We start from the raw sequence: 23,926 nt of genomic DNA, 5'->3' as shown, positions 1-23,926 counted from the left end.
GCGCGTGCGACTGCGCTGCCGCTGGCGGCCGGCCGGTTCTTTGCGGCGGCGTTGCCGTGCCGCGGTGTGCGGACACAAAAAAACCCGGAAAACTGAGGTTTTCCAGGCTTCTTGTGACCTTGAAACTGGTCGGGGAGACAGGATTCGAACCTGCGACCTCTACGTCCCGAACGTAGCGCTCTACCAGACTGAGCTACACCCCGAAGGAGCCGCACATGATACGGGGCTCGCCCGCATTCGGCAAGATCCTTTGCGAAAAAATTTCAGTCCTTGGCCTCGAGGGCGGCGCCCTCGCGGGCCTCGAACCACATGCCGTTGAGGATGGCGGCGGTGGAGGCCAGGCCGACACCGAGAATCCAGGCGAAATACCACATGCTGCGATCTCCTAAATGGATGGGGTGGGCGCGTCAGTACGCGTTGGGGTTGTCGTCCAGCGATTCGGCGCTGACCTTGCCCTTCAGCACCCGGTACACCCAGGTGGTGTAGCCAATGATGATCGGCAGGAACAGCGTGGTGGCCAGCAGCATGATCCACAGGGTCAGGCGGCTGCTTGAGGCGTCCCACACGGTCAGGCTGGAGCCGGGCTGGCTGGAGGAGGGCAGCAGGAACGGGAAGATCGCAAAGCCGACGGTGAGGATGATGCCGGCGATGGCCGTGCCCGAGGCGAGAAAGGCCAGCCCGCCGCGCCGCTTGTGCAGCAGCAGCGCGCTGAGCAGCAGGCCGAGCAGGCCGGCCATCGGCGCCAGCGCGGTCAGCGGCATCGCCTGGTAGTTGCGCATCCAGCCGCCGACCTCGCCGAGCACCGCGGTCTTCAGCAGCGGGTTGGTGGCGCCGTCGGTGACCACCGGCGAGGTCACCACGTAGCCGGGCAGGCCCAGCACCACCCACACGCCGCCGACGGCGAACAGCGCACAGGCCACCAGTGCCGCCACGCTGCCGTAGCGGGCCGCGCGCTCGGCCACCGGGCCGTCGGTCTTCAGTGCCAGCATCGCCGCGCCGTGCGCCACCAGCATGCTCACGCTGAGCAGGCCGGCGAGCAGCGCGAACGGCATCAGCAGGCCGAAGAAGCTGCCGGTGTAGAACACCCGCAGCGTGTCGTCGAAGTGGAATGGCACGCCCAGCAGCACGTTGCCCACCGCCACGCCCATGATCAGCGCCGGAATGAAGCCGCCGATGAACAGCGCCCAGTCCCAGCCGTTGCGCCAGCGCTGGCTGGGCAGCTTGCCGCGGAACTTGAAGCCGACCGGGCGCAGGATCAGCGCGAACAGGATCACGAACATGGCCAGGTAGAAGCCGGAGAAGCTGACCGCGTACAGCGGCGGCCAGGCGGCGAAGATCGCGCCGCCGCCGAGCACCAGCCAGACCTGGTTGCCTTCCCAGACCGGGCCGATGGTGTTCACCACCAGCCGGCGTTCGGCGTCGTTTTTGGCCACGAACGGCAGCAGCGCGCCGACGCCCAGGTCGAAACCGTCCATCACCGCGAAACCGATCAGCAGGATGCCGAGCAGCAACCACCAGATCAGGCGCAGCGTGGTGTAGTCCAATGCAATGAAGTCCATCGTCATTCTCCTGCCGGGATCAGCGTTGACCGGCGGCCGCGGTGGCGGCAATAGGCGCGGCGGGGCGCGGGGTCGGCTGCAGCAGCGCGGGCAGATGGTCCGGGCCCTTGCCGATCGCCTTGAGCATCAATTTGATCTCGATGACCAGCAGCACGGTGTAGATCGCCACGAAGCCGGCCAGGGTGATCACGATCTCGTGCAGGGCCAGGCCGGAGGCGGCGTAGAACGTGGGTAGCACGCCTTCCACCGCCCACGGCTGGCGGCCGTACTCGGCGACGAACCAGCCGCATTCGATCGCGATCCACGGCGCCGGCAGGGACCACAGCGCCAGCGTCAGGAACCAGCGCTTATCCTCGAAGGTGTGCTTGCACGAGAACCACATCGCGGCGATGAAGAAGGCGATCAGGTAGAAGCCCAGGCCGGCCATGACCCGGAACGTCCAGAACAGCGGCAGCACGCGTGGCACGGTGTCCAGCGCGGCCTTGGAGATTTCTTCCGGGGTGGCGTTGAGGATGTCGTCGCGGTAGCGCTTGAGCAGCAGGCCGTGGCCCAGGTCCTGCCAGTGGCGGTCGAACACCTCGCGCGCCTGCACGTCGTTGCGGTCGGCCTTGAGCCGCTCCAGCGCGCCGTAGGCGATCTGCCCGCCGCGGATGCGGTGCTCGGCACGGCCGACCAGTTCCAGAATGCCGGGAATCGGCGTGTCCAGCGAGCGCGTGGCGACCAGCCCCATCAGGTACGGCACCTTGATGGCGTAGTCGTTCTTGCCGGTGGCCTGGTTGGGAATGCCGAAGGCGGTGAAGTCGGCCGGGGCCTGCTCGGTCTCCCACATCGCCTCGATCGCGGCCAGCTTCATCTTCTGGTGTTCGTTGGCGGCATACCCGCTCTCGTCGCCGAGCACCACCACCGACAGCGAGGACGCCAGGCCGAACGCGGCGGCCACCGCGAACGAGCGCCGGGCGATGTCGCGGTGCGTGCCGCGCAGCAGGAACAGCGCGCTGATCGACATCACGAACACCGCGCCGGTCACGTAGCCGGCGCTGACCGTGTGCACGAACTTGGCCTGCGCCACCGGGTTGAACACCACCGCCATGAAATCGACCACTTCCATGCGCATCGTGTCCGGGTTGAACACCGCGCCGGTCGGATTCTGCATCCAGCCGTTGGCGATCAGGATCCACACCGCCGACAGGTTGGTGCCCAGCGCCATCAGCCAGGTCACCATCAAGTGCTTGACCGGCGACAGCTTGTTCCAGCCGAAGAAGAACAGGCCGATGAAGGTGGCTTCCAGGAAGAACGCCATCAATCCCTCGATCGCCAGCGGCGCGCCGAAGATGTCGCCGACGTAATGGCTGTAGTACGACCAGTTCATGCCGAACTGGAATTCCATGACGATGCCGGTGGCCACGCCCATCGCGAAGTTGATGCCGAACAGCACGCCCCAGAACAGCGTCATGCGCCGCCAGACTTCCTTGCGGGTCATGACGAACACGCTCTCCATGATCGCGATCATGAACGACAGGCCGAGGGTGAGCGGCACGAACAGGAAGTGGTACATCGCGGTCATGGCGAATTGCAGCCGCGACAACTCGACGACAGTTGTGTCGATCATGGCTGCGCTACCTCGTGGAAAATATGCATCTGGGTGGCCGGGTGGCGGTAGGTTGACGCCGATGTTCCGCTTCCGCCGCGCGCGCGGCCTTGATCCAGATCAATGCGGGTTCCGGCTGCGACCGGCACCGTGACGGCACGCGGCGGTCCCGGCCGGGATGCCGACTTACAATGGTGGCCCGTTTGCCGCGCCGAGCCCGTTTTGATCGATCCTGCCGAGTCGTCCGCCGTAGCGCCTGCCGAGTCGCCGCACCTGCGGCAGCAACGCGTGCGCTGGCTGGCGTCGCTGGCGGCGGCGGTGCGCGGGCGGCAACGGCTGGCCGCGGCCGCGATCAGCCTGTCCGGGGCGCTGCTGATCGTGCAGGCCGGCGCCATCGGCTGGTTGCTGCAGGCCTTGCTGGTGGAGCGTCGCGCGTTGCCGCAGGCGCTGCCCGCTTTTGCGGCGCTGGCGCTGGTGCTGGCTGTGCGCGCGCTGCTCGGCGCCTGCGCGCAGCGTGCCGCCGGCGACGTCGCCGATGCGGCGAAGTGCGAACTGCGCCGGCGTGTGTACCGGCGCCTGCTGCAGCGCGGCCCGCTGTGGCTGCGCGGCCAGCGCAACGGCGAACTGGGCGAACTGCTGCTGGCCCACGGCGACGCGCTGGACGGCTACTACGCTGGCTACCAGCCGGCGCGGCTGGAAGTGAGCGTGGTGCCGCTGCTGATCCTGCTCGCGGTCGGCTGGAGCGATTGGGTGGTGGGCCTGCTGCTGCTGTTCACTGCGCCACTGGTGCCAATCTTCATGATGCTGGTGGGGTGGGGCGCCGAAGCCGCAGGGCGCCGCCAGCTGCGTGAGCTGGCGCGCATGGGCGGGCATTTCGCCGACCGGCTCAAGGGCCTGGGCCTGCTGCGCCTGTATGGCCGCGGCGAGGACGAACTGCGCGGCATCGCCGCCGCCGCCGAAGGCGTGCGCGAACGCACCTTGAAGGTGCTGCGCATCGCCTTCCTGTCCTCGACCGTGCTCGAGTTCTTCGCCTCGGTCAGCGTGGCGATGGTGGCGATGTACCTGGGCCTGAGCTACCTGGGCATGATTTCGCTGCACGCGGCGGTGCCGACCCTGGGCGTGGGCGTGTTCTGCCTGCTGCTGGCGCCGGAGTTCTACGCGCCGCTGCGGCGCCTGGCGGCGCATTACCACGACCGCGCCAACGCGCTGGCGGCAGCGGCCGAGGTGGAGCGCCTGCTCGGCGAGTTGCCGGATGCGGCGGCATCGCTGGCGCCGTCCGTGCCGTCGCCTGCAACGCCTGTGGTGCCTGCAACGCTGGCAGTGCCTGAAACGCCGTCAGTCCCTGCAGTGTCCATGGCGCTGGCGACGCCGACAGCGCTGGTACAGCCGCTGCTGCACGCAGAGAGGCTGACGCTGCGCCCGCAAGGCGCGCGCTGCGACGCGCTACAGGAGCTGTCCTTCAGCCTGCAGCCCGGCCAGCGCCTGGCCCTGGTCGGACCCAGCGGCAGCGGCAAGAGCACCCTGCTCGAAGCACTGGCCGGCTGGCTGCCGCCGCGTGCCGGCAGCCTGCACCTGCGGCCCGGACTGCGCGTCGGCTACGCCGGGCAGCGCCCGTATCTGTTCCACGGCAGCATCGCCGACAACCTGCGCCTGGCCGCGCCGCAGGCCAGCCCCGCGCAGCTGCACGCCGCGGCCGACGCGGCGCAGGTCATGCGCTTCGCCGCGCGCTTGCCGCGGGGCCTGGAGACCGTGATCGGCGAACGCGGCTTCGGCCTGTCCGGCGGCGAAGCGCGGCGCATCGGCCTGGCACGGCTGCTGCTGCGCGATCCGCAGCTGTTGCTGCTCGACGAACCCACCGCCTTCCTCGATCCGGACACCGAAGCCGAACTGCTGCGCACCCTGGCCGCCTTCAGCCACGGCCGCAGCGTGATCGTCGCCACCCATAGCGAGGCCGCGATGCACTGGGCCGACAGCGTGCTGCGGCTGCCGGCGCGCGTGGCGATGGACGACGCGACCGGAGCCGCATCATGAGCCGGCCGGTGCGCGACGACCTGCGCCGCGTGTTCGGCCGCCACCTCGGCCGCCTGCTGCTGACCGCGCTGCTGCTGTTGTGCACGATGCTGGCCGGGGTCGGCCTGCTCGGCCTGTCCGGCGGCTTCCTGGCCGCCGCGGCGCTGGCCGGCGTGGCCGGAATGGGCAGCGGCTTCAACTTCTTCTCGCCCTCGGCCGGCATTCGCGCGCTGACTTTCGCCCGCATCGCCTCGCGCTACGGCGAAAAGCTGGTCGGCCACGACGCCACCTTGCGCATCGCCCGCGACCTGCGCGTGTGGTTTTTCCGCCGCGCGCTGCCGCTGGCGCCGGCCAGGCTCGGCGCCAGTCGCACTGGCGAACTGCTGGCGCGCTTGATGTCCGACATCGGCGAGGTCGATGGCCTGGTGGTGCGCGCATTGGCGCCGCTGGCGGCGCTGTTGGGCGTCGGCGTGGCCGGCGTGGCCGCGGCGGCGGCGATCTACTGGCCGGCGGCACTGCTGCTGGCGGTGCTGGCGTTGGCGATCGGTGCCGGCGTGCCGTGGGTGGTCGCGCGCGGCGGCCGTGTGCGCGAGCAGCACCGCGCGCAGCAGCGCGAAACCTTGCGCACGCTGGCCTACGAAGGCCTGGAAGGCGCCGCCGACCTGGCCGCGCTGGACGCGCAGGCCGCCTGGATCGCGCGCGTGGACGCCAGCGCGCACGCCCTGCGCGCGCAGGACCGGCAGCAGCGGCAACGCCTGATCGGCGGCAATGCGATGCACGCGCTGTGCGCCGCGCTGGGCTTGCTGGCGATGCTGTGGCTGGCGCTGGGCGCGGCGCGTGCCGAGCTGATCGGTGCCGAACTGGCGGCCGGGCTGCTGTTCCTCACCGTGGCCCTGCTCGAGGTCTGGGCCGGTGCCGGTCTGGCCTGGCAGGCGTTGCAATCCGGGCGCGTCGCCGCGCAGCGGCTGCAGGCCATCGCCGGCCAGGCCGCGCCGGTGGCCGACAGCGCACAGCCGCAGTCGCTGCCCGCGGCCGGCGACGTGCAGTTCGATGCTGTGGTCTTCGCCTGGCCCGGCGAGACCCGGCACGTGCTCGACGGCATCGACCTGCGTATCGCCCCGGGCGAGCGCGTGGCCATCTGCGGCGACAGCGGCAGCGGCAAGACCACGTTGTCGGCGCTGCTGCTGCGGCTGTGGGATCCGCAGCAGGGCAGCGTGCGTTATGCCGGCGTGGACCTGCGCGAGCTGGCCCAGGCGCAATGGCACCAGCGCATCGCCTGGTTGCCGCAGGGCGCGCCGGTGTTCGCCGGCAGCGTGCGCGACAACCTGCGCCTGGGCGCGATCGATGCCGACGATGCCAGCTTGCAGCGCGCGCTCGCCGACGTGCGCCTGGACGCGTGGCTGCAAGAAGTCGGTGGCCTGGACGCCTGGCTGGGCGAAAACGGCGCGACCATGTCCGCCGGCCAGGCGCGGCGCCTGGCCCTGGCCCGCGCGCTGCTGCGCAACGCACCGCTGCTGGTGCTGGACGAGCCCACCGAAGGCCTGGACGTGGACACCGCGCAGGCCTTGCTGCGCGACCTGACCCAGGCGCTGGGCCAGCGCAGCCTGCTGCTGATCAGCCACGACGCGCTGCCCGACGGCGTGGTGCACACACGCTATCGCATGCAGCAGGGGCGGCTGCACGCCGAGTCCTAGCATCGCGGGTACTGCCGGCGATGATCGGAGCGGCGCATGGGCTGAAGGTGGATGCAGTCGGGATTGACGTCACTCCCACAAGATGCCTTGCGCCTCCGCGTCGCCGGAAATCCTAGTGGGAGCGACTTCAGTGGCGACGAGCGGAGCGTGCAATCATCCGCCTGCCATTGCGGACGTGGCACAAACCCGTTTGCTACAACCCATCCAAAAATCCCTGCACCGCTGGCCCGAAACGCGCGAAATCGACCAGGAACGCATCGTGTCCCTGCGGCGAGTCCAGGCCCAGGAACTGCGCCTGCGCGCCGCCGGCGCGCAGGCCGTCGGCGATCTGCTGTTGCTGCTGCACCGGGAACAGGATGTCGGTGTTGGCGCCGATCGCCAGCGCACGCTCGATACGGATCGTCGCCAGCCCGGCGAACACGTCGCCATCGGCGTATTCGGCCAGGTCGAACCAGTCCATCGATCGGCTCAGGTACAGATAGCAGTTCGGATCGAAGCGGCGCACGAAGCGCCGCGCATGGCCTTCCAGATAGCTCTCGACCTGGAATTCCAGGCCGAATGGATCCTCGTCGGCCTGCTCCGAATCCAGCCGCACGCGGCCGAAGCGGCCATCCCATTCCAGCGCCGAACGGTAGGTGATGACGCCGAGCTTGCGTGCCATGCGCATGCCCGACTCCGGGTAGGTGGCCTCGTCGTAGTCGCCGCCGTTCCAGTTCGGATCCAGGCGGATCGCCTCGCGCTGCAGCGAGCGGATCGCGATCGAAAACGGCAACGCCTGCGCGCTGCCGGAGATATTGATATGGCTGCACGCCAGCCCTGGATACCGGCGCAGCAGCGCCAGCGCGGTCATGCCGCCCATCGAGTTGCCGATCACGCAGGCCAGCCGCTCGATGCCCAGCGCGCGCACCACGTGCGCGGCGGCGTCGGCGATATCTTCGATCGACAGTTCCGGGAAGCGCAGGCGATACGGCTGCGCGTCGTCCGGATGCGGCGAGGCCGGGCCGGTCGAGCCCTTGCAACTGCCCAGCGAATTCACGCAGATCACGAACCAGCGCTGCGTGTCGATCGGCTTTCCGGCGCCGAGCATCGCTTCCCACCAACCGGGGCTGGGATCGTCGGCATGCGCGGCGGCGTGCGCGTCCGGCGACAGGCCGGTGACGATCAGGAGCGCATTGCTGCGGTCTGTCGCCAGGGTGCCCCAGGTTTCGTAGGCGACGCGCGCATCGCGCAGCTGACCGCCGCGCTTCATCGGGAACGGCGAGGGCAGGGCGAGGAAGCGGCTGCCGGGAGGGATGAATTCGGTCATGCGCCGATTCTAGCCGTGCGGCGGCGGACGCGGCGTGCGTGTGGCGTCACGTGCGCCTTTGCAGGAGCGGCTTCGGCCGCGACATCGGCGTTGGCAACATGTCGGCTGCGGAGAATGCCTGTCGCGGCTGAAGCCGCTCCTACAGGGAAGCCGAGCTATGGCTTGCCGATCACCAACTCCACTGGCGTCGCCGCCGGCAGCGTCACTGTCACCGGTGCCGATTCCAGGTCGCCCTCCTGGCGCATCGCGTTGCCGCTGTTCGAGAGCCGCGCCAGCACCTGCACTTGCTTGAGCTGCGACAGCGTCTGCGTCGGCATCGGGCTGTCGCTGTCGCTCAGGGTCACGCGCAGCGGCAGCGATTGCAGTGTGTGCTTCTGCACCGCGACCGGCATCGGCGGACCGCCGGGCACGCGCGCGATCACGAACACGCTGGCGTCGCCGCGCAGGCGCCCCCGTGCGGCGAAGTCCGGGTCCAGCGACACTGCGACGGTCAGCGTGCCGGCGGCGGCGGATGCAGGCGCTGCTGCGGCATTCGACGCTGCGGTCGCGCTTGCCGGTGCCGGTGCCGGTGCCGGTGCCGCGACGCCTGGCGCAGCCGCCGGCAGTGCTGGCAATCCTGCATCGGCGCGCGCCGCGTCGATCTGCGGGCGCAGCGCGGCGGCAGTGGCGGCATCCACGCGCGGCAGCAGCGCTTCCCAGGTCGCCGCGGCTTCGGCGTGCTGGCCGCGCTGGCGCTGCGCGATGCCCAGGAACCAGGCGGCGCGCTCGTTGTTCGGTTCGACCTGCAAGGCGTGCCGCAGCCAGGCGATGCCCTGTGCGTCGAACTGCCGTTGCGGCGCCGCCAACGCGCGCGCTTCGGCCGCCTGCACCAGCCATTGCGCTTCGTCCGGCGCCAGCTGCACGGCGCGGGCGAATGCGGCGGCGGCCTCGTTGGGGCGGCCCAGTGACATCTGCGAGCGCGCCAGCAGCGCCCAGCCTTCGGCGCGGTTGGGATCCTTGGCCAGCGCCGCCTGCAGTTGCGCCACGCCGTCTTCGAGATTGCGTGGCGCTTCGCGGTTCTGCGCCTGCAGCGCACGCGGCGTGCCGACCAGCGCGTACAGCGCGGCGGCGGCCACGCCCAGCGCCAACACCGCGACGCCGAGCAGCGCCATGTCGCCGCGACCGCGGTCGCGCCGTAACGGCCACAGCACCGCGCCGAACACGAGCGCCGCCAGCACTGCCGCGGCGGCATGCATGCCCCAGCTCAGCATCGGCTCACCATTCCTGTTCCTCCTGCGCCGGCGGCGCCGCGCCGTCCAGCGCGCGGCGTCGCACCACCCAGACCACCAGCAGCGCACCGGCGCCGAGCAGCAGCAACGGCCCGAACCACAGCAACCAGGTGCGCGCTTCCAACTGCGGCCGGTACAGCACGAACTCGCCGTAGCGATCGACCAGGAAGCGCTTGATCTCCGCGTCCGAACGTCCCTGCTGCATCAGTTGCAGCACTTCGCGGCGCAGGTCCAGCGCGATCTGCGCATGCGAGTCGGCCAGCGACTGGTTCTGGCACTGCACGCAGCGCAGTTCGGCGGTCAGCGCATGGAAGCGCGCTTCCTCGGCCGCCGAGCGGTACGCCAGCGGGGTCGGGTCGGCCACCGGCTGCGCGCCGGCGTGCCCGGCGCACGCCAGCAGCACCAGCAGCAGCGTGAGCCAACGGCGTGTCACGGCGTGGCCCGGCCCTGCCTGGCGGTCGGCGCATCGCGTTCGGCCTGCAGCAGCGCCGGCAGCAGTTCGTCCTGCACGATCCGGTCGGTCAGCGCGCCGGAATGCTTCCAGCGCACCACGCCGCGCGCATCGACCAGGAAGGTCTCCGGCGCCGCGGCCACGCCCCAGTCGATCGCGGTGCGCCCGTCCGGATCGAACAGCACCACGAAGAACGGATTGCCCAACTGCTCCAGCCAGTGCAATGCATCCTGCCGGGTGTCCTTCCAGTCGTAGCCGATCACCCGCACGCGCTTGGTCAGCGCGAAGCGGGTCAGCACCGGGTGTTCCTCGCGGCAGGTTTCGCACCAGCTGCCCCACACGTTGAGCACGTACGGCGCGCCGCGCAGCTCGGAGCTGCGCACCCGGATCGACGCATCGTGCAGCACCGGCAGGTCGAACGCCGGCGCCGGCTTGCCGATCAGCGCCGACGGCAGCGCATCGCGATCGGCCACGCCGGAACGTTGCACCGCATAGAACATCAGCGCCAGCAGGCCGAGGAAGAACAGGGCACCGAGCACGATGGCGGGCAGCGGCAGGCGACGTGGAGCAGGAGCGGACATCAGGATTTCTCCAGGGAACGACGGAAGCGCCGGTCGCCGGCGGTGACGAAGCCGCCCAGCGCCATCAGCACCGCGCCGAGCCAGATCCAGCGAACAAACGGTTTGACATGCAGGCGCATCGCCCAGGCGTTGCCGCCCAGCGGTTCGCCCAGGGCGATATAGACGTCGCCGAACAGGCCGGGATGGATGCCGGCCTCGCTCAGGCTCTGCCCGCCGCTGGCATAGACGCGCTTTTCCGGATGCAGCAGCGCCAGCGGGCGGTCGTCGTGCAGCACCTGCACGTGCGCGCGTTCGGACAGGTAGTTGGGGCCGCGGATCTGCTCCAGGCTCTGGAACGCGAAGCGGTAGCGGCCCATCTGCAGGCTCTGCCCCGGCGCCAGCGCCACTTCGCGTTGCTGGTCCAGCGCTTCCACCAGCAGCGCACCGGTCAGGAACACGGCGATGCCGGTATGCGCCAGGGTCATGCCCAGCATCTCGGCGGTGAAGCGGCTGCCCTTGAGCTGGAAGCGGCTCCACACGAAGCGCGCGGTGCCGAGCAGCACCCAGGCCGCGCCGGCCACACCGGCGGCGGTCTTCCATGGGCCCTGCGGCGCCAGGAAGAAACCGAGCACGCCGGCCAGCAGCGCCAGCCCGGCCCACGGCGCCAGCAGCGCCAGCGGCCGCGACGGCTGTTCGCGCTGCCATCGGGTCAGCGGCCCGAACGGCAGCAGCGCCACCAGCGGCGCCATGAGCACCACGAACAAGGTGCCGAAGTAGGGCGGGCCGACCGACAGCTTGCCCAGCCCGAGCGCGTCGGCCAGCAGCGGATACAGCGTGCCCAGCAGCACCATCGCGCAGGCGCAGGTCAGCAGCAGGTTGTTGGCCAGCAGCAGGGTTTCGCGCGAGGACGCGGCGAAGCGCTGGCGTTCGTCGCCGGCGCTGGCGCCGACGCGGCCGCCGCGCAGCGCATACAGCAGCAGCGCGCCGCCGCAGACCAGGCTCAGGAACACCAGGATGAACAGGCCGCGGCCGGGATCGGCGGCGAAGGAATGCACGCTGGTCAACACGCCCGAGCGCACCAGGAAGGTGCCCAGCAGCGACAGCGAGAACGCGGCGATCGCCAGCAGCAGCGTCCATGCGGTGAAGCTGCCGCGCTTCTCGGTCACCGCCTGCGAATGCAGCAGCGCCGTGCCGGCCAGCCACGGCATGAAGCTGGCGTTCTCCACCGGGTCCCAGAACCACCAGCCGCCCCATCCCAGCTCGTAGTACGCCCACCAGCTGCCGAGCGCGATGCCGATGGTCAGAAAGCCCCAGGCCACGTTGGTCCACGGCCGCGTCCAGCGCAGCCAGCGCGCATCGACATGGCCGTCGAGCAGCGCGGCGATCGCGAATGCGAACGGCACCGCGAAGCCGACGTAGCCGGCGTACAGCAGCGGCGGATGGATCACCAGCCCCGGATCCTGCAGCAGCGGATTGAGATCGCGGCCTTCCAGCGGCGCCGGCAGCAGCCGCGCGAACGGGTTGGAGGTGAACAGCAGGAACGCCAGGAAGCCCAGGCTGACCAGCGCCAGCGTGCCGATCACCCGCGCCACCACCGGCGCCGGCAGGCTGCGCGAGCACAGCGCCACCGCACCGGTCCACAGCGCCAGGATCAGCGTCCACAGCAGCAGCGAGCCTTCGTGCGCGCCCCACACCGCCGAATAGCGGTAGATCAGCGGCAGCAGCGAATTGGAATTCTCGGCCACGTAGGCCACCGAGAAATCCTGCACCAGGAACGCGTGGGTCAGCACCGCGAAGGCGCCGGCGACCAGCGCCAGCTGCGCGAACGCGGCCGGCCGCGCCACCGCCATCCAGCGCGCGTCGCCGCGCTGCGCACCGGCCAGCGGCAGCGCCGCCTGCAGCAGCGCGGCGAGCAGGGCCAGGATGAGCAGGATTTGGCCGAGTTCAGGGAGCATGGGGGGGGCGGGACCGGGGACCGGGGACCGGGGACCGGCAAAGCGCAGCAGCGCATGCCGGCGTGCGGCAGCGGCTTTTCCGGGTCCCCGGTCCCCGGTCCCCGGTCCCGACGAACATCAAGGCGCCACCGCCACAGCATGCTTCCGATGCGCACTGCCCATCTTGTCTTCCAGTTCCTTGGGCATGTAGGTCTCGTCGTGCTTGGCCAGCACGTCCTCGGCCACGAACACGCCGTCGCGCATGCGCCCGGTGGCCACCACCGCCTGGCCTTCGCGGAACAGGTCGGGCAGGATCCGGTCGTAGCTGACGGTCAGCTGCGCGTCGCCGTCGGTGACCCGGAACCGCGCCAGCAGCGAACCGGGCGCGCGCTGGAACGAGCCTTTCTCGACCATGCCGCCGAGGCGGAAGCGCGCGTGCTCGCCGGGCTGGCCGGCCAGCACTTCGGCCGGGGTGTACAGATAGGCGGTATTGCGCTGCAGGGCCATCGCCACCAGCGTGGTGGTCAGGCCTGCGGCCAACACCAGCACCATCAACAGCAGCAGGCGGCGCTTGCGCTGCGGGGTCATCGGCGCAGGTCCAGCGTGGACGGATCGGGTTTGGGCTGCTGCTTGCGCTGTGCGCGCAGCTTCGCCGCACGCAGGGCGCTGCGCAGTTGCAGCCGCGCCAGCACGAAGTCGGCCAGCAGTACGCCGGCGAACACCGCATAGGCGCCGATCACGTAGGGCAGGTAATTCATCCGCGCGCCTTCGCCAGTTTCGCCGCCCAGTCCTTGCCGGCCTCGCGGCGCAGGTTGTCGGCGCGCGCGCGCGCCAGCAGCGAGCCGGCGAACCAGAACTTGGTCGCCGCCACCATCAGCCACAGCGGTGGCAGCATGCTCGGGTCCATGCTCGACTGGCCGAACAGGCGGATGCTCTGGCCCTGGTGCAGCGAGTTCCACCACACCACCGAATAGCGGATCACCGGCAGCAGCACCACGCCGACGATGGCCAGCAGACCTGCGGCGCGCGCGGCGTTGCGGCGGTCCTCGATCGCCAGGTACAGGCCCATCACCCCGATGTACAGGAACAGCAGAATCAGTTCGGTGGTCAGACGCGGGTCCCAGTCCCACCAGGCGCCCCACATCGGCTTGCCCCAGATGCTGCCGGTCAGCAGGGTGATCACGGTGAAGGCGGCGCCGATCGGCGCGCAGGCCATCGCCAGCACCTCGCACAGCTTGATCCGCCATACCTGCGCGATCGCCGCGTACAGCGCCATCAGCCCGAACACGAACAGGCTCATCCAGGCGCTGGGCACGTGGATGTAGAGGATGCGGAAGGCGTCGCTCTGCAGGCGGTCGGCCGGCACCACGAACAGCGCCTGCCAGATCCCCAGCCCGCCCAGCAGCAACGCGGCCAGGTAGCACCATGGCGTCCAGCGCGCGGCGAAGCGATCGAAGGCAGGGGGCGAGCCGAGTTGGTGGAACCAGCGGACGACGGAGGACATGCGATCGATTCTAGCGGGCGGAGGGCTTGCTACGGTGCGGCGACGGCGCTTCAGCATATAGACCAGATAGTACGGCGCGCGCCGCGCGGACGCGGCGCCGGCACGCTCAGCTCAACGAGATGCGGATCGCCGCGGCCGCCGCCAGCGGCGCCAGCACCAGGCCCAGCACCAGTCCTGCCGCCAGCAGCAGCAGGCCGCCGCCGGGGTCCAGGCCCTGCGCCGCGGCCGCCACGCTGCCGGCACCGAACACCAGCACCGGCACGTACAGCGGCAGCGCCAGCAGCGCGACCAGGATCCCGGCGCGCTTCATGCTCACCGTCAGCGCCGCCACCACCGCACCGATCAGGCTCAGCAGCGGCGTGCCCAGCGCCAACGATGCCAGCAGCACCGGCATGCGGTCATGCGGCAGGTGCAGCAATTCGCCCAGCAGCGGGGTCGCCACGATCAGCGGCAGCGCGGTGGTCAGCCAGTGCAGCAGCACCCGCACCAGCACCAGCCAGGCCAGCGGCACCGGCGCCAGCAGCCACTGTTCCAGCGAGCCGTCCTCGGCGTCGCCGCGGAACAGGCTGTCCAGCGCCAGCAGTCCGGCCAGCAGCGCCGCCAGCCACAGCGCGGCGCCGGCGACCTCGCCGAGCAGGCGCGGCTGGTTGCCTAGCGCCAGTGCGAACAGGGCCACGATCAGCAGCGCGAACAGCGCCGGCTGCAGCGCGTCGCCGCGGCGCCGCCACAACAGGCGCAGGTCGCGCAGCAGCAGCGCGCGGGTGGCCTGCCACAACGAGGGAACCGGCGTGGCCAGGCTCATGCGGCTACCCCGCTCAGGCTCAGCATGCGCGTGCGCACCGGCGGCGCGGCATAGGCGCCATGGGTGGTGACCAGCGCCGCGCCGCCGCTGCGCAGGTGCGCGGCGATCATCCGGTTGACCAGGGTGATGCCGTCCAGGTCGAGGTTGGCGTAGGGCTCGTCGAGCAGCCACAACGGTGCCGGCGACAGCCACACCCGGGCCAGCGCCAGGCGCTTCTTCTGCCCGGCCGACAGCTGCCGCACCAGGGTGTCCTCGTAGCCGGCCAGGCCGACAATGGCCAGCGCGCTGCCCGGCATCTGCTTGGCGCGGCGGCCCTGCAGACCGCACAGGTAGTGCAGGTTCTCCAGGGTGCTCAGGTCCGCCTTCAGCGCGCTCAGGTGGCCCAGGTAGGCCATGTAGCGCGCACGGTCGCCGCGTCGCACCGGGCAGCCATCGATCTCGATGCGTCCGGCCTCGGCGCGCAGCAGCCCCACCAGCACCCGCAGCAGGGTGGTCTTGCCGGCGCCGTTGTCGCCCTGCACCAGCAGTGCCTCGCCCGCATCCAGATGGAAGTCCAGCGGGCCGAACACGGCGGCGTCGTCGCGGGCGAAGGTGAGCCCATGCGCGGCCAGCAGCGGCGGCGGGGAATGCAGCGGATCGGTCATCGGCGGAGGGCCGCGCCGGGACGGACGCAGCGGCAGGCGGTGGGTGCGGGAAGGCGCGCATTGTATCGGCATGCGACCGCCCGGCGCAGGCGCTGCCGCGGCGACTGCGGCGTCGGCACAGTGGGACCATGTGAAGAACGCTGTTTTGCGAGGCGGCGATGCATTGCCGGCAAGCGGCTTTGCGTACACTCGACGCTTTCCCGTTCACATAGCCGACGCATGCATCCGCAGACCAAGCTGCCCAAGGTGGGCACCACCATCTTTACCGTGATGTCGCAACTGGCCGCCGAGCATGGCGCGGTCAACCTTGGCCAGGGCTTTCCCGACTTCGCCGCGCCGGCGCGGCTGATCGACACGCTCGCCCAGGCGATGCGCGACGGCCATAACCAGTATCCGCCCATGACCGGGGTGCCGGTGCTGCGCCAGGCGATCGCCGGCAAGGCGCTGCGCTGCTACGGCGCGCAGGTCGATCCCGATACCGAAGTCACCGTGACCAGCGGCGCCACCGAGGCGCTGTTCAACGCCATCCATGCGGTGGTGCGGCCGGGCGAGGAAGTGATCGTGCTGGATCCGGCCTACGACAGCTATGAACCGGCGATCGACCTGGCCGGCGCGCGCGCGGTGCACGTGCCGCTGGACCCGCAGACCTTCGCGGTGGATTGGGAGCGGGTACGCGCGGCGATCACCCCGCGCACGCGGCTGCTGATCCTTAACAGCCCGCACAACCCGTCCGGCGCGATGCTCGGCGCCGACGACCTGCGGGCGGTCGCCGACCTGCTGCGCGGCAGCGACATCTTGCTGATCTCCGACGAGGTCTACGAGCACATCGTGTTCGACGGCCGCCGCCACGAATCGGTGCTGCGCTGGCCAGAACTGCGCGAACGTGCGTTTGTGATTTCCAGCTTCGGCAAGACCTACCACTGCACCGGCTGGAAGATCGGCTACGCGATCGCACCGCCGGCGCTCAGCGCCGAATTCCGCAAGGTCCACCAGTACAACACCTTCACCAGCTTCGGCCCGGCCCAGTACGCCTTCGCCGCGATGATCCGCGACGCGCCCGAACACGACGAACAGCTCGGCGCGTTCTACCAGGCCAAGCGCGACCGCTTCCGCGAACAGCTGCTGACCACCCGGCTGATGCCATTGCCGGTGCCAGGCGGCTATTTCCAGTTGGTGGACTACTCGGCGGTCAGCGACCTGCCCGACACCGAATTCGTGAAGTGGCTGACCATCGAAAAGGGCGTGGCCGCGATCCCGCTGTCGCCGTTCTACCAGACCCCGCCACCCGGCCAGCGCCTGGCCCGGCTGTGCTTCGCCAAGAACGAAGCGACGCTGGATGCGGCGATCGAGCGATTGGTGCGGCTCTGATGAGCCGCGGGGACCGGGGACCCGGGAGAGCAAGCTGGTCGCTCTTGATTTTCCGGGTCCCCGGTCCCCGGTCCCGCTTCTTCAACCTCCGGACACCATCCATGCACCCCATCGATCTGCGCATCTCCCTGATCCAAGGCGACACCCGCTGGCACGATCCGGCCGGCAATCGCGCGCACTACGCCGAACTGCTGGCGCCGCTGGCCGGGGCCACCGATCTGGTGATCCTGCCGGAGACCTTCACCAGCGGCTTTTCCAATGACGCGCTGGATCAGGCCGAGGACATGGACGGGCCGACCGTGGCCTGGATCCGCGAACAGGCGGCGCGGCTGGGCGCGGCGGTGACCGGCAGCGTGCAGTTGCGCGTGCCCGGGGACGATGGCGCGGCCAAGGTCTTCAACCGCCTGCTATGGGCCACGCCCGACGGCGCACTGCAGCACTACGACAAGCGTCACTTGTTCCGCTACGCCAACGAACACCAGCGCTATGCCGCCGGGCGCGAGCGGCTGTGCGTGGACTGGAAGGGCTGGCGGATCAATCCGCAGGTCTGCTACGACCTGCGTTTCCCAGTGTTTTGCCGCAACCGCTACGATGTCGAGCGCCCCGGCCAGCTCGACTTCGATCTGCAGATCTTCGTCGCCAACTGGCCGTCGCCGCGCGCCTACCCATGGCGCACCCTGCTGCGCGCGCGCGCGATCGAAAACCTGTGCTTCGTGGCCGCGGTCAACCGGGTGGGCGAGGACGGCAACGGCCTGCACTATGCCGGCGACAGCGCGGTGATCGATTTCCTAGGCCAGCCGCAGCTGGAGATCCGCGAGCGCGAACAGGTAGCCACCACCACGATCTCGGCGGCGGCGCTGGCCGCGCACCGCGCGCGCTTCCCGGCGATGCTCGACGCCGACGCCTTCACCCTCGGGGCGTCCAACGCAGATCGCTGAACGGCGCCATGCCGTGCCGCGATCGCTGACGCAGTCTTGCATGGCGCGCTGCTAGGCTCGGCGCGTTTTCCTTCCACGGAGCGTCGCCATGTACAACAAACTGTTGACCACCGCCGCGCTGCTCGCCGGCATCGCCTTCATGCCGCAGGCGCATGCCGCCGGCAACATCGATTGCCAGCTGCGCTTCAACCTCTCGGGCTGGTCGGTGTTCTACAAGACCGCCAGCGGCACCGGCACCATCACCTGCGACAACGGCTCCACGATCCCGGTCAAGATCAGCGCCAAGGGCGGCGGCCTGAGCGTGGGCAAGTCGAAGATCGTCGACGGCCGCGGCCGGTTCACCGGCGCCTACACCCTCAACGACCTGTTCGGCACCTACGTGACCGCCGAAGCGCATGCCGGCGCGGCCAAGTCATCCGACGCGCAGGTCATGACCAAGGGCGATATCTCGCTGGCCCTGGCCGGCACCGGAAAGGGCTGGGACCTGGGCGTGGCGGTCGGCGGTTTCACCATCGAGCGGCGCTGAGCCGCGCGGCGCCGTCTGCGATCGCAGCGGCGCCAGCGCGCTGCGGCTTCCCGAAAGAGGCCGCAGCGCCGGCAGCTCGGCTTACTGCTGCGCGAACACCCAGGCCAGTTGGCCGCGCACCGGTTCCTTGGCGGCCAGGGCCTGCGTGTACAGCGTGCGCGCGGCCCAGCAGGCGTCGGCGTCGCTGGCCTGCGCCATCTGCGGTAGCACCTTCACCAAACGCTGCTGCTGATCGGCGGGCAGCGCGTTGATCAGGCTGGTCATCGCTGCCTGCACATCGGCCGGGGCCACGGTCTGCGGCGGGGTGTTGCTCAATTGCGCATCGGTCGCCTTGAGCGAAATCTCGAACCACTGGTCGATCTGCGCCGGCTGCAGTGTTTCCAGCCCCTGAAGCATCGCCGCGCTCATCGCCTGCGCATCGTTCGGATTGCCGCCGCGGGCCAGCAGCGCGCACTTGGGTACGTCCACTTTTTCGCTGACTGCGGCAAGGATCTCCAGCCGCTGTTCCAGCGTGGCATGATCCAGCCGGGTGATGCCCTTCTGCGCCAACTCGAAGCCGGCGCGCTGCGCCTGCGCCTTGTCGCCCTGCTTGAGCAGCGCGACATAGCGTGGGTCGTTGACCAGCTTGCGCAGCATGCGGTCGAACGGCTCGTGCAGCGGCGAGCTCTTGGGGTAGGGGTTCTGCGCGGCGGCGACTTCTTCCTGCACTTTCTTGCACGCGCCCAGGCTCAGTACGCCAGCGATCAACAGCGGCAGCAGTATCTTCCGTGACATGAAATCTCCCGATCGGTAGAGGCGCCGCCGCGGAAATGGGCAGCGCAGCAGGCCCAGGATATCGGCTTCGGCGCCTTTGCGCCTCGGCAGTGCGGTCATGCGCGGAGGCTGCAGCGGACCTTCGCGTCATGCGCGTCATGCGCGTCATGTCCGGCCTGCGGGGTGGGCCTGGCGAAATCCTGCAACGCCCGCTGCACCAGCTCGATAGAAAAGGGCGCCGCATGTACGGCGCCCTTCGTCTGTTCGAGCCTGGCCAGCGCTGCGCGCGGGCCGCGTGGGCTCAGCCGCCGCCGCGCGGGCCGCGGTTGCCACCGCCGCCGGGGCGACCGCCACCACCCGGACGCCCGCCGCCGGGGCGGTTGCCGCCCGGACGACCACCGGGGCCACCGGAACCGCCCGGGCCGCGCTTCTGCCCGTCGGCACGCGGGCCGGCCGGCCGCGCCGAGCGCGGCGCGGCGCCGTACGGGCTGAAACCGGGGTTGGCATGGTCGGACGGGAAGCTGGGCGCATTGCCCGGATGCCCGTACGGGTGCGCCTTGCGCTGGCCTTGTCCCTGACCCTGGCCACCACCGCGGCCTTGGCCTGCACCCTCGCCGGCACTGGCGGGGCGCGGCTTGCCGTAGGGACGGCCCTGGCCTTGTCCCTGACTCGGGCCACGGGCGGCGGCGGGACCGGCATTGCGGTGGCCGGTCGGGCCGGTGCTGACGCCGTCGGGCACGTACCAGGTGCGGAACGCGGCGGGATTGCCGTCCGGCAGCGGCTTGGGGCCCTTCGGGCTGCGCTGCTTGAACGGCTTCTGCGCCTGCTGGGCGGCCATCTCGCCGCTGACGGTCAGCCCGCCGTGCGGCTTCTTGCCGCCGCGGCCGCGGCCGCGGTCCTCGCGGAAGTTGTCGAAGCGGCGCAGCTCGCGGCCTTCGTCGGCGACGTTGTGGCCGTTGACGTAGGCGTTGCCGCCGCGACCGACCTGCACGGTGGCCTTGGCCGCCTTGCGCTGGCCGATCACCGGCTGCAGGGTCAGCGCCGACGGCGTGCCTTCTTCCAGCTTCAGTTCGGCGCGCAGCGCCTCGACCTTGTCCTGCGCCAGTTCCAGCGACTGCCCGCGCAGCAGTTCGCGCGGCAGGCCGACCTTACCGTAGCGGGTGCGCTTGAGGCGGCTGACCTGGCAGCCCTGCGATTCCCATAGGCGGCGCACTTCGCGGTTGCGGCCTTCCTTGACCACCACGCGGAACCAGTCGTGCGAGTCGGTGCCGCCGATGCGTTCGATCTCGTCGAACTTGGCGCCGCCGTCTTCCAGCAGTACCCCGCGCGAGAGGCGCTCGACCATGCTGTCGGGCACCTTGTCCTCGCCTTCCGGGGCGCGCACGCGCACCACGTACTCGCGTTCGATCTCGTAGGACGGATGCATCATCGCGTTGGCCATCTCGCCATCGGTGGTCAGCAGCAGCAGGCCGGTGGTGTTGATGTCCAGGCGGCCGATCGCGATCCAGCGCGCGCCCTTCAGTGCCGGCAGCGCTTCGAAGATGGTCGGGCGGCCTTCCGGGTCTTCGCGCGTGGTCACTTCGCCTTCGGGCTTGTTGTAGATCAGCACGCGCGCCGGCTCGGTCAACGCGCTGGCGACGAAGCTGCGGCCGTCCAGCTCGATCCGGTCGCCGCTCTTGACCGACATGCCGGTCTGCGCGACTTCGCCGTTGACCTTGACCAGGCCGTCGGCGATGCGCTGCTCCAGCGCGCGGCGCGACCCCAGCCCGGCCTGGGCCAGGACCTTGTGCAGGCGTTCTTCCAGTTTCGGCTGCTCGCCTGCGGCATCGCGCTTGAGCGAGAGCTTGTTCAACGACAGCTTGCGGGAGGTGTCACTCATTTACTTGGCTCCGGCCGGCGCGGGGTGCGTCGACCTGTGGTTCGGAATCGGCATCGTCAACAGCCACGGTCGTCGTCGCGACGGCGTTGTCTTCGGCTTCGTTCGCATCCGCCGCGCGCTCTCCCGGCGCGGCTTCGGGTTCGCCCGTCGGGGCGGTGTCGGGAGCCGATGCATCGGCTGTGGGGGCGTCTGCATCGGTGTCGCTATCGCTAGGTGCGGCGGCCGTGGCGTCCGCAGCGTGGGCAGCGGCTGCGCTGTCGCCGTCGGCCTGCACTGCGTCCGCATCGGATGCAGTCTCCAGATCGGATGTGGCGTCGTTGTCGTCGCGCGCCTCGGCTGCGTCAGCATCCGCTGCCGACTTGGCCGCGCCGGCGTCGGCATCGGCCGCGCCGGCCTGGGCCATGTCGCCGACCGGCAGGGTGGCGCGGTCCAGCTGCAGCTGCGGTTCCAGTTCGCCGATGTCCTTCAGTTCCGACAACGGCGGCAGTTCGTCCAGGCGTTTGAGTCCGAAATAATCCAGGAAGCCCTTGGTGGTGCCGAACAGCGCCGGCTTGCCGGGCACGTCGCGGTGGCCGACCACGCGGATCCACTCGCGCTCTTCCAGCGCCTGGATGATGTTGCTGCTGACCGCCACGCCGCGCACCTGCTCGATCTCGCCGCGGGTGATCGGCTGGCGGTAGGCGATCAGCGCCAGGGTCTCCAGCGTGGCGCGGGTGTAGCGGGTCTTGCGCTCGGTCCACAGCCGCGCCACCCACGGGTGCACCTCGCTGTTGACCTGGTAGCGGAAGCCGGAGGCCACTTCCACCAGTTCCACGCCGCGCCCGGCGCAGGCCTCGCGCAATTGCTCCAGCGCCCGCTCGATGCTGCCCGGCGGCGCCGGCTCGTCCTCGGGGAACAGGCCGTGCAGCTGCGCCAGCGGCAGCGGTTGGTTGGCGGCGAGCAGGGCGGCCTCGACGATGCGGTTGATCAGCGCTTGATCCATGCGGAAGAGGGTCTTCGAAAACTCAGGTAGGGTCGTTGGCGGCGTCGGTATCGTCGAACTCGCTGTTGAACTGCAGCGGTTCGTTGGTGTTGCCCAGCGCCAGCGACTTGACGTAGATCGGCGCCAGCGGCAGCCGTTCGCCATCGCGAACGGCCTGTTCCATCGGCTCCTGGACGATGTCCAGCAGCTGTTCCTTGGCCAGTTCCAGCAAGGCCAGGAAGGTGACCAGCACGCCCAGCTTGCCTTCCTCGGCGCTGAACAGCGATTCGAACCGGTAGAACCGGCCGTCGTCCAGCCGGCTCAGCACATCGCCCATCCGCTGCCGTACGCTCAGCGCTTCGCGCTTGATCGCGTGGCCGCTGAACAGTTCGGCACGCTTGAGCACGTCGTACAGCGCCAGCAGCATCTCCTTCAGCTCCACCGGCGGCGGCAGCTTCACCGCGGCGCGGTCCGGTACATGCGCCTGCACCGGCGTGGTGTCGCGGTCCTGCCGCGGCAGCGCGTCGATGTCCTCTGCGGCCTGTTTGAAGCGTTCGTACTCCTGCAAGCGGCGGACCAGCTCGGCGCGCGGATCGGCTTCCTCGCCTTCCTGCGCCGGCGGCCGCGGCAGCAACATCCGCGACTTGATCTCGGCCAGGATCGCGGCCATCACCAGGTATTCGGCGGCCAGCTCGAAGCGCAGCTCCTGCATCACGTTGATGTAGTCCACGTACTGCCGGGTGATCTCGGCGACGGGGATGTCCAGGATATCCAGGTTCTGCCGGCGGATCAGGTACAGCAGCAGGTCGAGCGGGCCTTCGAACGCATCCAGGATCACTTCCAGCGCGTCCGGCGGGATGTACAGGTCCTGCGGGATCTGCAGGACCGGCTGCCCATGCACCACCGCCAGCGGCATTTCCTGCTGCTGTGGCGCGGTCGGCTGGATTGGCGGGTTCGCGTCGAGCGCGAGTTCGGAGGTCATCAGTTGGAGATCAGGGACATCAGGTGTTGCGGTAGCGAAGGGCCGGGCAAGGGAGATCCGGCGCGGCGCCTTGCCTGCAGGACTACGGTTGCATGTCGCGTCATCCCCGCAACGCGAGTCACACACACTTCAACGGGACACAAGGCGTACGCCGCACGAGTCGCGGCGACGGAACAGCTTGAGGAGGACGTCTGCGCGGGCGGTGTCGGGCAGCGAATCGGTCGTCGGAAGGGGCTGGGGGAGCCAATCACCGACGGGCCGCTGCATCCGGCCGCGTGCAATGAAACCAAGGGTAATGCGCCGGGCGGGTCGGTGTCCAGCGCCGTGGCGCTAGAATTGTGCGGGGTTCATCTGCGAAACGAAGGGCGGTGGTGGTATGTGGTACGTGATCGAGGGATACGACGGCGCCGATGCGCTGTCGCGGCGGGCGGCGGCGCGGCCGGCGCACCTGGCCCGGCTGGAGGCATTGCAGCAGGCCGGACGCCTGCTGCTGGCCGGTCCGTGTCCGGCGATCGACGCCGAGGACCCGGGTCCGGCCGGCTACAGCGGTAGCCTGGTGGTGGCGGCATTCGACTCGCTGGCGCAGGCCCGGGCCTGGGCCGAGGCCGATCCTTACGTGGCTGCGGGCGTGTACGTGCGGGTCGAGGTGCGTCCGTTCCGGAAAACCTTGCCGTGAGCGGGCCTGCCATGAGCGAGACGGCCGTGGGCCGGCTCGAGCGCATCCGCGCCGCGTTGCAGGCCGCGTTCGCGCCGCAGGCGCTGGAGGTCGAGGACGACAGCCACCGCCATGCCGGCCATGCCGGCGCGCGCGACGGGCGCGGCCATTTCAATGTGCGCATCGTCAGCACCGCCTTCGCCGGCATGGCGCCGCTGGCCCGGCACCGCGCGGTCTATGCCGCGCTCGGGGAGATGATGCAGACCGACATCCACGCGCTGTCGATCCGCGCCGAGGTGCCGCGCGAAGTTGCCTGATGCGTCGCGCAGGCCGCGCGTGGCCGATCGCCCGGGGTGCTGGGCGAATGCCGCAACGACCAGAAAGCGCAATCCACAGCGTCATTATGCTGCGACGCGTCATGATTCCGGCGATTTCGCGATGGATCAAGTAATTGAATTGAAAAGTTTTTATTGAAAAAATAACAAAACACTTCTGACTCGTCCTGAAAACGATTACAGTCCGCGCCAGTTTCTCAATGTCTCGG

Annotated in this window: 24 protein-coding genes and 1 tRNA gene; 7 read left to right on the top strand and 18 right to left on the bottom strand. The window is 69.9% G+C overall.

What is annotated here, in order from left to right; all coding sequences use genetic code 11:
- Positions 1–126 precede the first annotated feature (126 nt).
- The 4 genes from E4A48_RS09850 to E4A48_RS09835 all read right to left on the bottom strand — a co-directional run bounded on the left by E4A48_RS09850 (position 127) and on the right by E4A48_RS09835 (position 3,168).
- Positions 127–203 (bottom strand) — tRNA-Pro (locus E4A48_RS09850).
- Positions 204–263: 60 nt separating this feature from the next.
- Complete coding sequence (cydX, locus tag E4A48_RS09845; protein WP_003474095.1) at positions 264–374, bottom strand: cytochrome bd-I oxidase subunit CydX; 111 nt, start codon at positions 372–374, stop codon at positions 264–266.
- A 33-nt stretch (positions 375–407) separates the two neighbouring features.
- A complete protein-coding gene (gene cydB / locus E4A48_RS09840) occupies positions 408–1,559 on the bottom strand; it encodes a cytochrome d ubiquinol oxidase subunit II (protein WP_003474096.1) in 1,152 nt (383 codons plus the stop codon).
- Between the two features lie 19 nt (positions 1,560–1,578).
- Positions 1,579–3,168 (bottom strand): cytochrome ubiquinol oxidase subunit I, encoded by a 1,590-nt coding sequence (locus tag E4A48_RS09835; protein ID WP_058196995.1) that lies wholly within the window; start codon positions 3,166–3,168, stop codon positions 1,579–1,581.
- 201 nt (positions 3,169–3,369) lie between these two features.
- On the opposite strand from E4A48_RS09835, the gene cydD reads away from it, so the two are divergent.
- Positions 3,370–5,178, top strand: a complete 1,809-nt coding sequence (gene cydD / locus E4A48_RS09830; RefSeq protein ID WP_409976368.1) for a thiol reductant ABC exporter subunit CydD — start codon at positions 3,370–3,372, stop codon at positions 5,176–5,178.
- A complete protein-coding gene (gene cydC, locus E4A48_RS09825) occupies positions 5,175–6,851 on the top strand; it encodes a thiol reductant ABC exporter subunit CydC (RefSeq protein ID WP_142742339.1) in 1,677 nt (558 codons plus the stop codon). Before cydD ends, cydC begins: the two co-directional genes overlap by 4 nt.
- Positions 6,852–7,044: 193 nt before the next feature.
- Here cydC and metX read toward each other — a convergent pair whose 3' ends face one another.
- The 10 genes from metX to ccmA form a co-directional block, all read right to left on the bottom strand.
- Positions 7,045–8,157, bottom strand: coding sequence for a homoserine O-acetyltransferase MetX (gene metX, locus E4A48_RS09820; RefSeq protein ID WP_039006617.1), 1,113 nt, complete (start codon positions 8,155–8,157; stop codon positions 7,045–7,047).
- A 155-nt stretch (positions 8,158–8,312) separates the two neighbouring features.
- Positions 8,313–9,407: a c-type cytochrome biogenesis protein CcmI/CycH gene (locus E4A48_RS09815; protein WP_142742338.1), complete on the bottom strand. Its 1,095-nt coding sequence runs from the start codon at positions 9,405–9,407 to the stop codon at positions 8,313–8,315.
- Positions 9,408–9,411: 4 nt separating this feature from the next.
- Entirely contained in the window at positions 9,412–9,858 is a 447-nt protein-coding gene (locus E4A48_RS09810) for a cytochrome c-type biogenesis protein (protein ID WP_039006615.1), read from the bottom strand.
- Complete coding sequence (locus E4A48_RS09805) at positions 9,855–10,457, bottom strand: DsbE family thiol:disulfide interchange protein (RefSeq protein WP_142742337.1); 603 nt, start codon at positions 10,455–10,457, stop codon at positions 9,855–9,857. The genes E4A48_RS09810 and E4A48_RS09805 overlap by 4 nt, the downstream gene beginning before the upstream one ends.
- Complete coding sequence (locus E4A48_RS09800) at positions 10,457–12,391, bottom strand: heme lyase CcmF/NrfE family subunit (protein WP_142742336.1); 1,935 nt, start codon at positions 12,389–12,391, stop codon at positions 10,457–10,459. The genes E4A48_RS09805 and E4A48_RS09800 overlap by 1 nt, the downstream gene beginning before the upstream one ends.
- Before the next feature lie 117 nt (positions 12,392–12,508).
- The gene (gene ccmE, locus E4A48_RS09795; protein WP_039006612.1) at positions 12,509–12,958 is read right to left on the bottom strand and encodes a cytochrome c maturation protein CcmE; all 450 of its coding nucleotides are present in this window, start codon (positions 12,956–12,958) and stop codon (positions 12,509–12,511) included.
- Positions 12,955–13,128: a heme exporter protein CcmD gene (locus E4A48_RS09790; protein WP_039006611.1), complete on the bottom strand. Its 174-nt coding sequence runs from the start codon at positions 13,126–13,128 to the stop codon at positions 12,955–12,957. The genes ccmE and E4A48_RS09790 overlap by 4 nt, the downstream gene beginning before the upstream one ends.
- Positions 13,125–13,874, bottom strand: coding sequence for a heme ABC transporter permease CcmC (gene ccmC / locus E4A48_RS09785; protein ID WP_039006610.1), 750 nt, complete (start codon positions 13,872–13,874; stop codon positions 13,125–13,127). Before ccmC ends, E4A48_RS09790 begins: the two co-directional genes overlap by 4 nt.
- 106 nt (positions 13,875–13,980) lie before the next feature.
- On the bottom strand, positions 13,981–14,676 hold the full coding sequence (gene ccmB, locus E4A48_RS09780; protein WP_039006609.1) for a heme exporter protein CcmB: 696 nt from the start codon (positions 14,674–14,676) through the stop codon (positions 13,981–13,983).
- Positions 14,673–15,320 carry a heme ABC exporter ATP-binding protein CcmA gene (ccmA, locus tag E4A48_RS09775; protein WP_142742335.1) on the bottom strand — a complete coding sequence of 216 codons (648 nt, stop codon included), beginning with the start codon at positions 15,318–15,320 and terminating at the stop codon, positions 14,673–14,675. Before ccmA ends, ccmB begins: the two co-directional genes overlap by 4 nt.
- 219 nt (positions 15,321–15,539) lie before the next feature.
- Between ccmA and E4A48_RS09770 the strand changes: the two genes are divergently transcribed.
- The 3 genes from E4A48_RS09770 to E4A48_RS09760 all read left to right on the top strand — a co-directional run bounded on the left by E4A48_RS09770 (position 15,540) and on the right by E4A48_RS09760 (position 18,152).
- Positions 15,540–16,688, top strand: a complete 1,149-nt coding sequence (locus E4A48_RS09770; RefSeq protein WP_058197008.1) for a pyridoxal phosphate-dependent aminotransferase — start codon at positions 15,540–15,542, stop codon at positions 16,686–16,688.
- 101 nt (positions 16,689–16,789) lie between these two features.
- Positions 16,790–17,626, top strand: coding sequence for an amidohydrolase (locus E4A48_RS09765; protein ID WP_039006606.1), 837 nt, complete (start codon positions 16,790–16,792; stop codon positions 17,624–17,626).
- Between the two features lie 88 nt (positions 17,627–17,714).
- A complete protein-coding gene (locus tag E4A48_RS09760; RefSeq protein WP_039006604.1) occupies positions 17,715–18,152 on the top strand; it encodes a hypothetical protein in 438 nt (145 codons plus the stop codon).
- A gap of 81 nt (positions 18,153–18,233) precedes the next feature.
- On the opposite strand, the gene E4A48_RS09755 is transcribed toward E4A48_RS09760, so the two are convergent.
- The 4 genes from E4A48_RS09755 to E4A48_RS09740 form a co-directional block, all read right to left on the bottom strand.
- On the bottom strand, positions 18,234–18,926 hold the full coding sequence (locus E4A48_RS09755; RefSeq protein ID WP_039009122.1) for a hypothetical protein: 693 nt from the start codon (positions 18,924–18,926) through the stop codon (positions 18,234–18,236).
- A 280-nt stretch (positions 18,927–19,206) separates the two neighbouring features.
- The gene (locus E4A48_RS09750) at positions 19,207–20,784 is read right to left on the bottom strand and encodes a pseudouridine synthase (RefSeq protein ID WP_039006602.1); all 1,578 of its coding nucleotides are present in this window, start codon (positions 20,782–20,784) and stop codon (positions 19,207–19,209) included.
- Positions 20,777–21,766, bottom strand: a complete 990-nt coding sequence (gene scpB / locus E4A48_RS09745; protein ID WP_142742334.1) for an SMC-Scp complex subunit ScpB — start codon at positions 21,764–21,766, stop codon at positions 20,777–20,779. Before scpB ends, E4A48_RS09750 begins: the two co-directional genes overlap by 8 nt.
- A gap of 22 nt (positions 21,767–21,788) precedes the next feature.
- Complete coding sequence (locus E4A48_RS09740; protein ID WP_039006598.1) at positions 21,789–22,727, bottom strand: segregation and condensation protein A; 939 nt, start codon at positions 22,725–22,727, stop codon at positions 21,789–21,791.
- A gap of 376 nt (positions 22,728–23,103) precedes the next feature.
- Here E4A48_RS09740 and E4A48_RS09735 point away from each other — a divergent pair, with 376 nt between their 5' ends.
- Together E4A48_RS09735 and E4A48_RS09730 are read left to right on the top strand one after the other, a co-directional pair.
- The gene (locus tag E4A48_RS09735) at positions 23,104–23,403 is read left to right on the top strand and encodes a YciI family protein (RefSeq protein ID WP_039006597.1); all 300 of its coding nucleotides are present in this window, start codon (positions 23,104–23,106) and stop codon (positions 23,401–23,403) included.
- A gap of 26 nt (positions 23,404–23,429) precedes the next feature.
- A complete protein-coding gene (locus E4A48_RS09730) occupies positions 23,430–23,699 on the top strand; it encodes a BolA family protein (RefSeq protein ID WP_141696409.1) in 270 nt (89 codons plus the stop codon).
- Positions 23,700–23,926: the final 227 nt, after the last annotated feature.

Source organism: Xanthomonas translucens pv. cerealis (assembly GCF_006838285.1).
Taxonomy (GTDB): domain Bacteria; phylum Pseudomonadota; class Gammaproteobacteria; order Xanthomonadales; family Xanthomonadaceae; genus Xanthomonas_A; species Xanthomonas_A cerealis.
This window is presented reverse-complemented; position numbering and strand designations above follow the sequence as displayed.

Bases quoted from the DNA above. Each gene is read 5' to 3' on its own strand.
- cydX (WP_003474095.1), bottom strand. From the start codon at position 374: ATGTGGTATTTCGCCTGGATTCTCGGTGTCGGCCTGGCCTCCACCGCC.
- cydB (WP_003474096.1), bottom strand. From the start codon at position 1,559: ATGGACTTCATTGCATTGGACTACACCACGCTGCGCCTGATCTGGTGG.
- E4A48_RS09835 (WP_058196995.1), bottom strand. From the start codon at position 3,168: ATGATCGACACAACTGTCGTCGAGTTGTCGCGGCTGCAATTCGCCATG.
- cydC (WP_142742339.1), top strand. From the start codon at position 5,175: ATGAGCCGGCCGGTGCGCGACGACCTGCGCCGCGTGTTCGGCCGCCAC.
- metX (WP_039006617.1), bottom strand. From the start codon at position 8,157: ATGACCGAATTCATCCCTCCCGGCAGCCGCTTCCTCGCCCTGCCCTCG.
- E4A48_RS09815 (WP_142742338.1), bottom strand. From the start codon at position 9,407: ATGCTGAGCTGGGGCATGCATGCCGCCGCGGCAGTGCTGGCGGCGCTC.
- E4A48_RS09805 (WP_142742337.1), bottom strand. From the start codon at position 10,457: ATGTCCGCTCCTGCTCCACGTCGCCTGCCGCTGCCCGCCATCGTGCTC.
- E4A48_RS09800 (WP_142742336.1), bottom strand. From the start codon at position 12,391: ATGCTCCCTGAACTCGGCCAAATCCTGCTCATCCTGGCCCTGCTCGCC.
- ccmE (WP_039006612.1), bottom strand. From the start codon at position 12,958: ATGACCCCGCAGCGCAAGCGCCGCCTGCTGCTGTTGATGGTGCTGGTG.
- E4A48_RS09790 (WP_039006611.1), bottom strand. From the start codon at position 13,128: ATGAATTACCTGCCCTACGTGATCGGCGCCTATGCGGTGTTCGCCGGC.
- ccmC (WP_039006610.1), bottom strand. From the start codon at position 13,874: ATGTCCTCCGTCGTCCGCTGGTTCCACCAACTCGGCTCGCCCCCTGCC.
- ccmB (WP_039006609.1), bottom strand. From the start codon at position 14,676: ATGAGCCTGGCCACGCCGGTTCCCTCGTTGTGGCAGGCCACCCGCGCG.
- ccmA (WP_142742335.1), bottom strand. From the start codon at position 15,320: ATGACCGATCCGCTGCATTCCCCGCCGCCGCTGCTGGCCGCGCATGGG.
- E4A48_RS09770 (WP_058197008.1), top strand. From the start codon at position 15,540: ATGCATCCGCAGACCAAGCTGCCCAAGGTGGGCACCACCATCTTTACC.
- E4A48_RS09765 (WP_039006606.1), top strand. From the start codon at position 16,790: ATGCACCCCATCGATCTGCGCATCTCCCTGATCCAAGGCGACACCCGC.
- E4A48_RS09760 (WP_039006604.1), top strand. From the start codon at position 17,715: ATGTACAACAAACTGTTGACCACCGCCGCGCTGCTCGCCGGCATCGCC.
- E4A48_RS09755 (WP_039009122.1), bottom strand. From the start codon at position 18,926: ATGTCACGGAAGATACTGCTGCCGCTGTTGATCGCTGGCGTACTGAGC.
- E4A48_RS09750 (WP_039006602.1), bottom strand. From the start codon at position 20,784: ATGAGTGACACCTCCCGCAAGCTGTCGTTGAACAAGCTCTCGCTCAAG.
- scpB (WP_142742334.1), bottom strand. From the start codon at position 21,766: ATGGATCAAGCGCTGATCAACCGCATCGTCGAGGCCGCCCTGCTCGCC.
- E4A48_RS09740 (WP_039006598.1), bottom strand. From the start codon at position 22,727: ATGACCTCCGAACTCGCGCTCGACGCGAACCCGCCAATCCAGCCGACC.
- E4A48_RS09735 (WP_039006597.1), top strand. From the start codon at position 23,104: ATGTGGTACGTGATCGAGGGATACGACGGCGCCGATGCGCTGTCGCGG.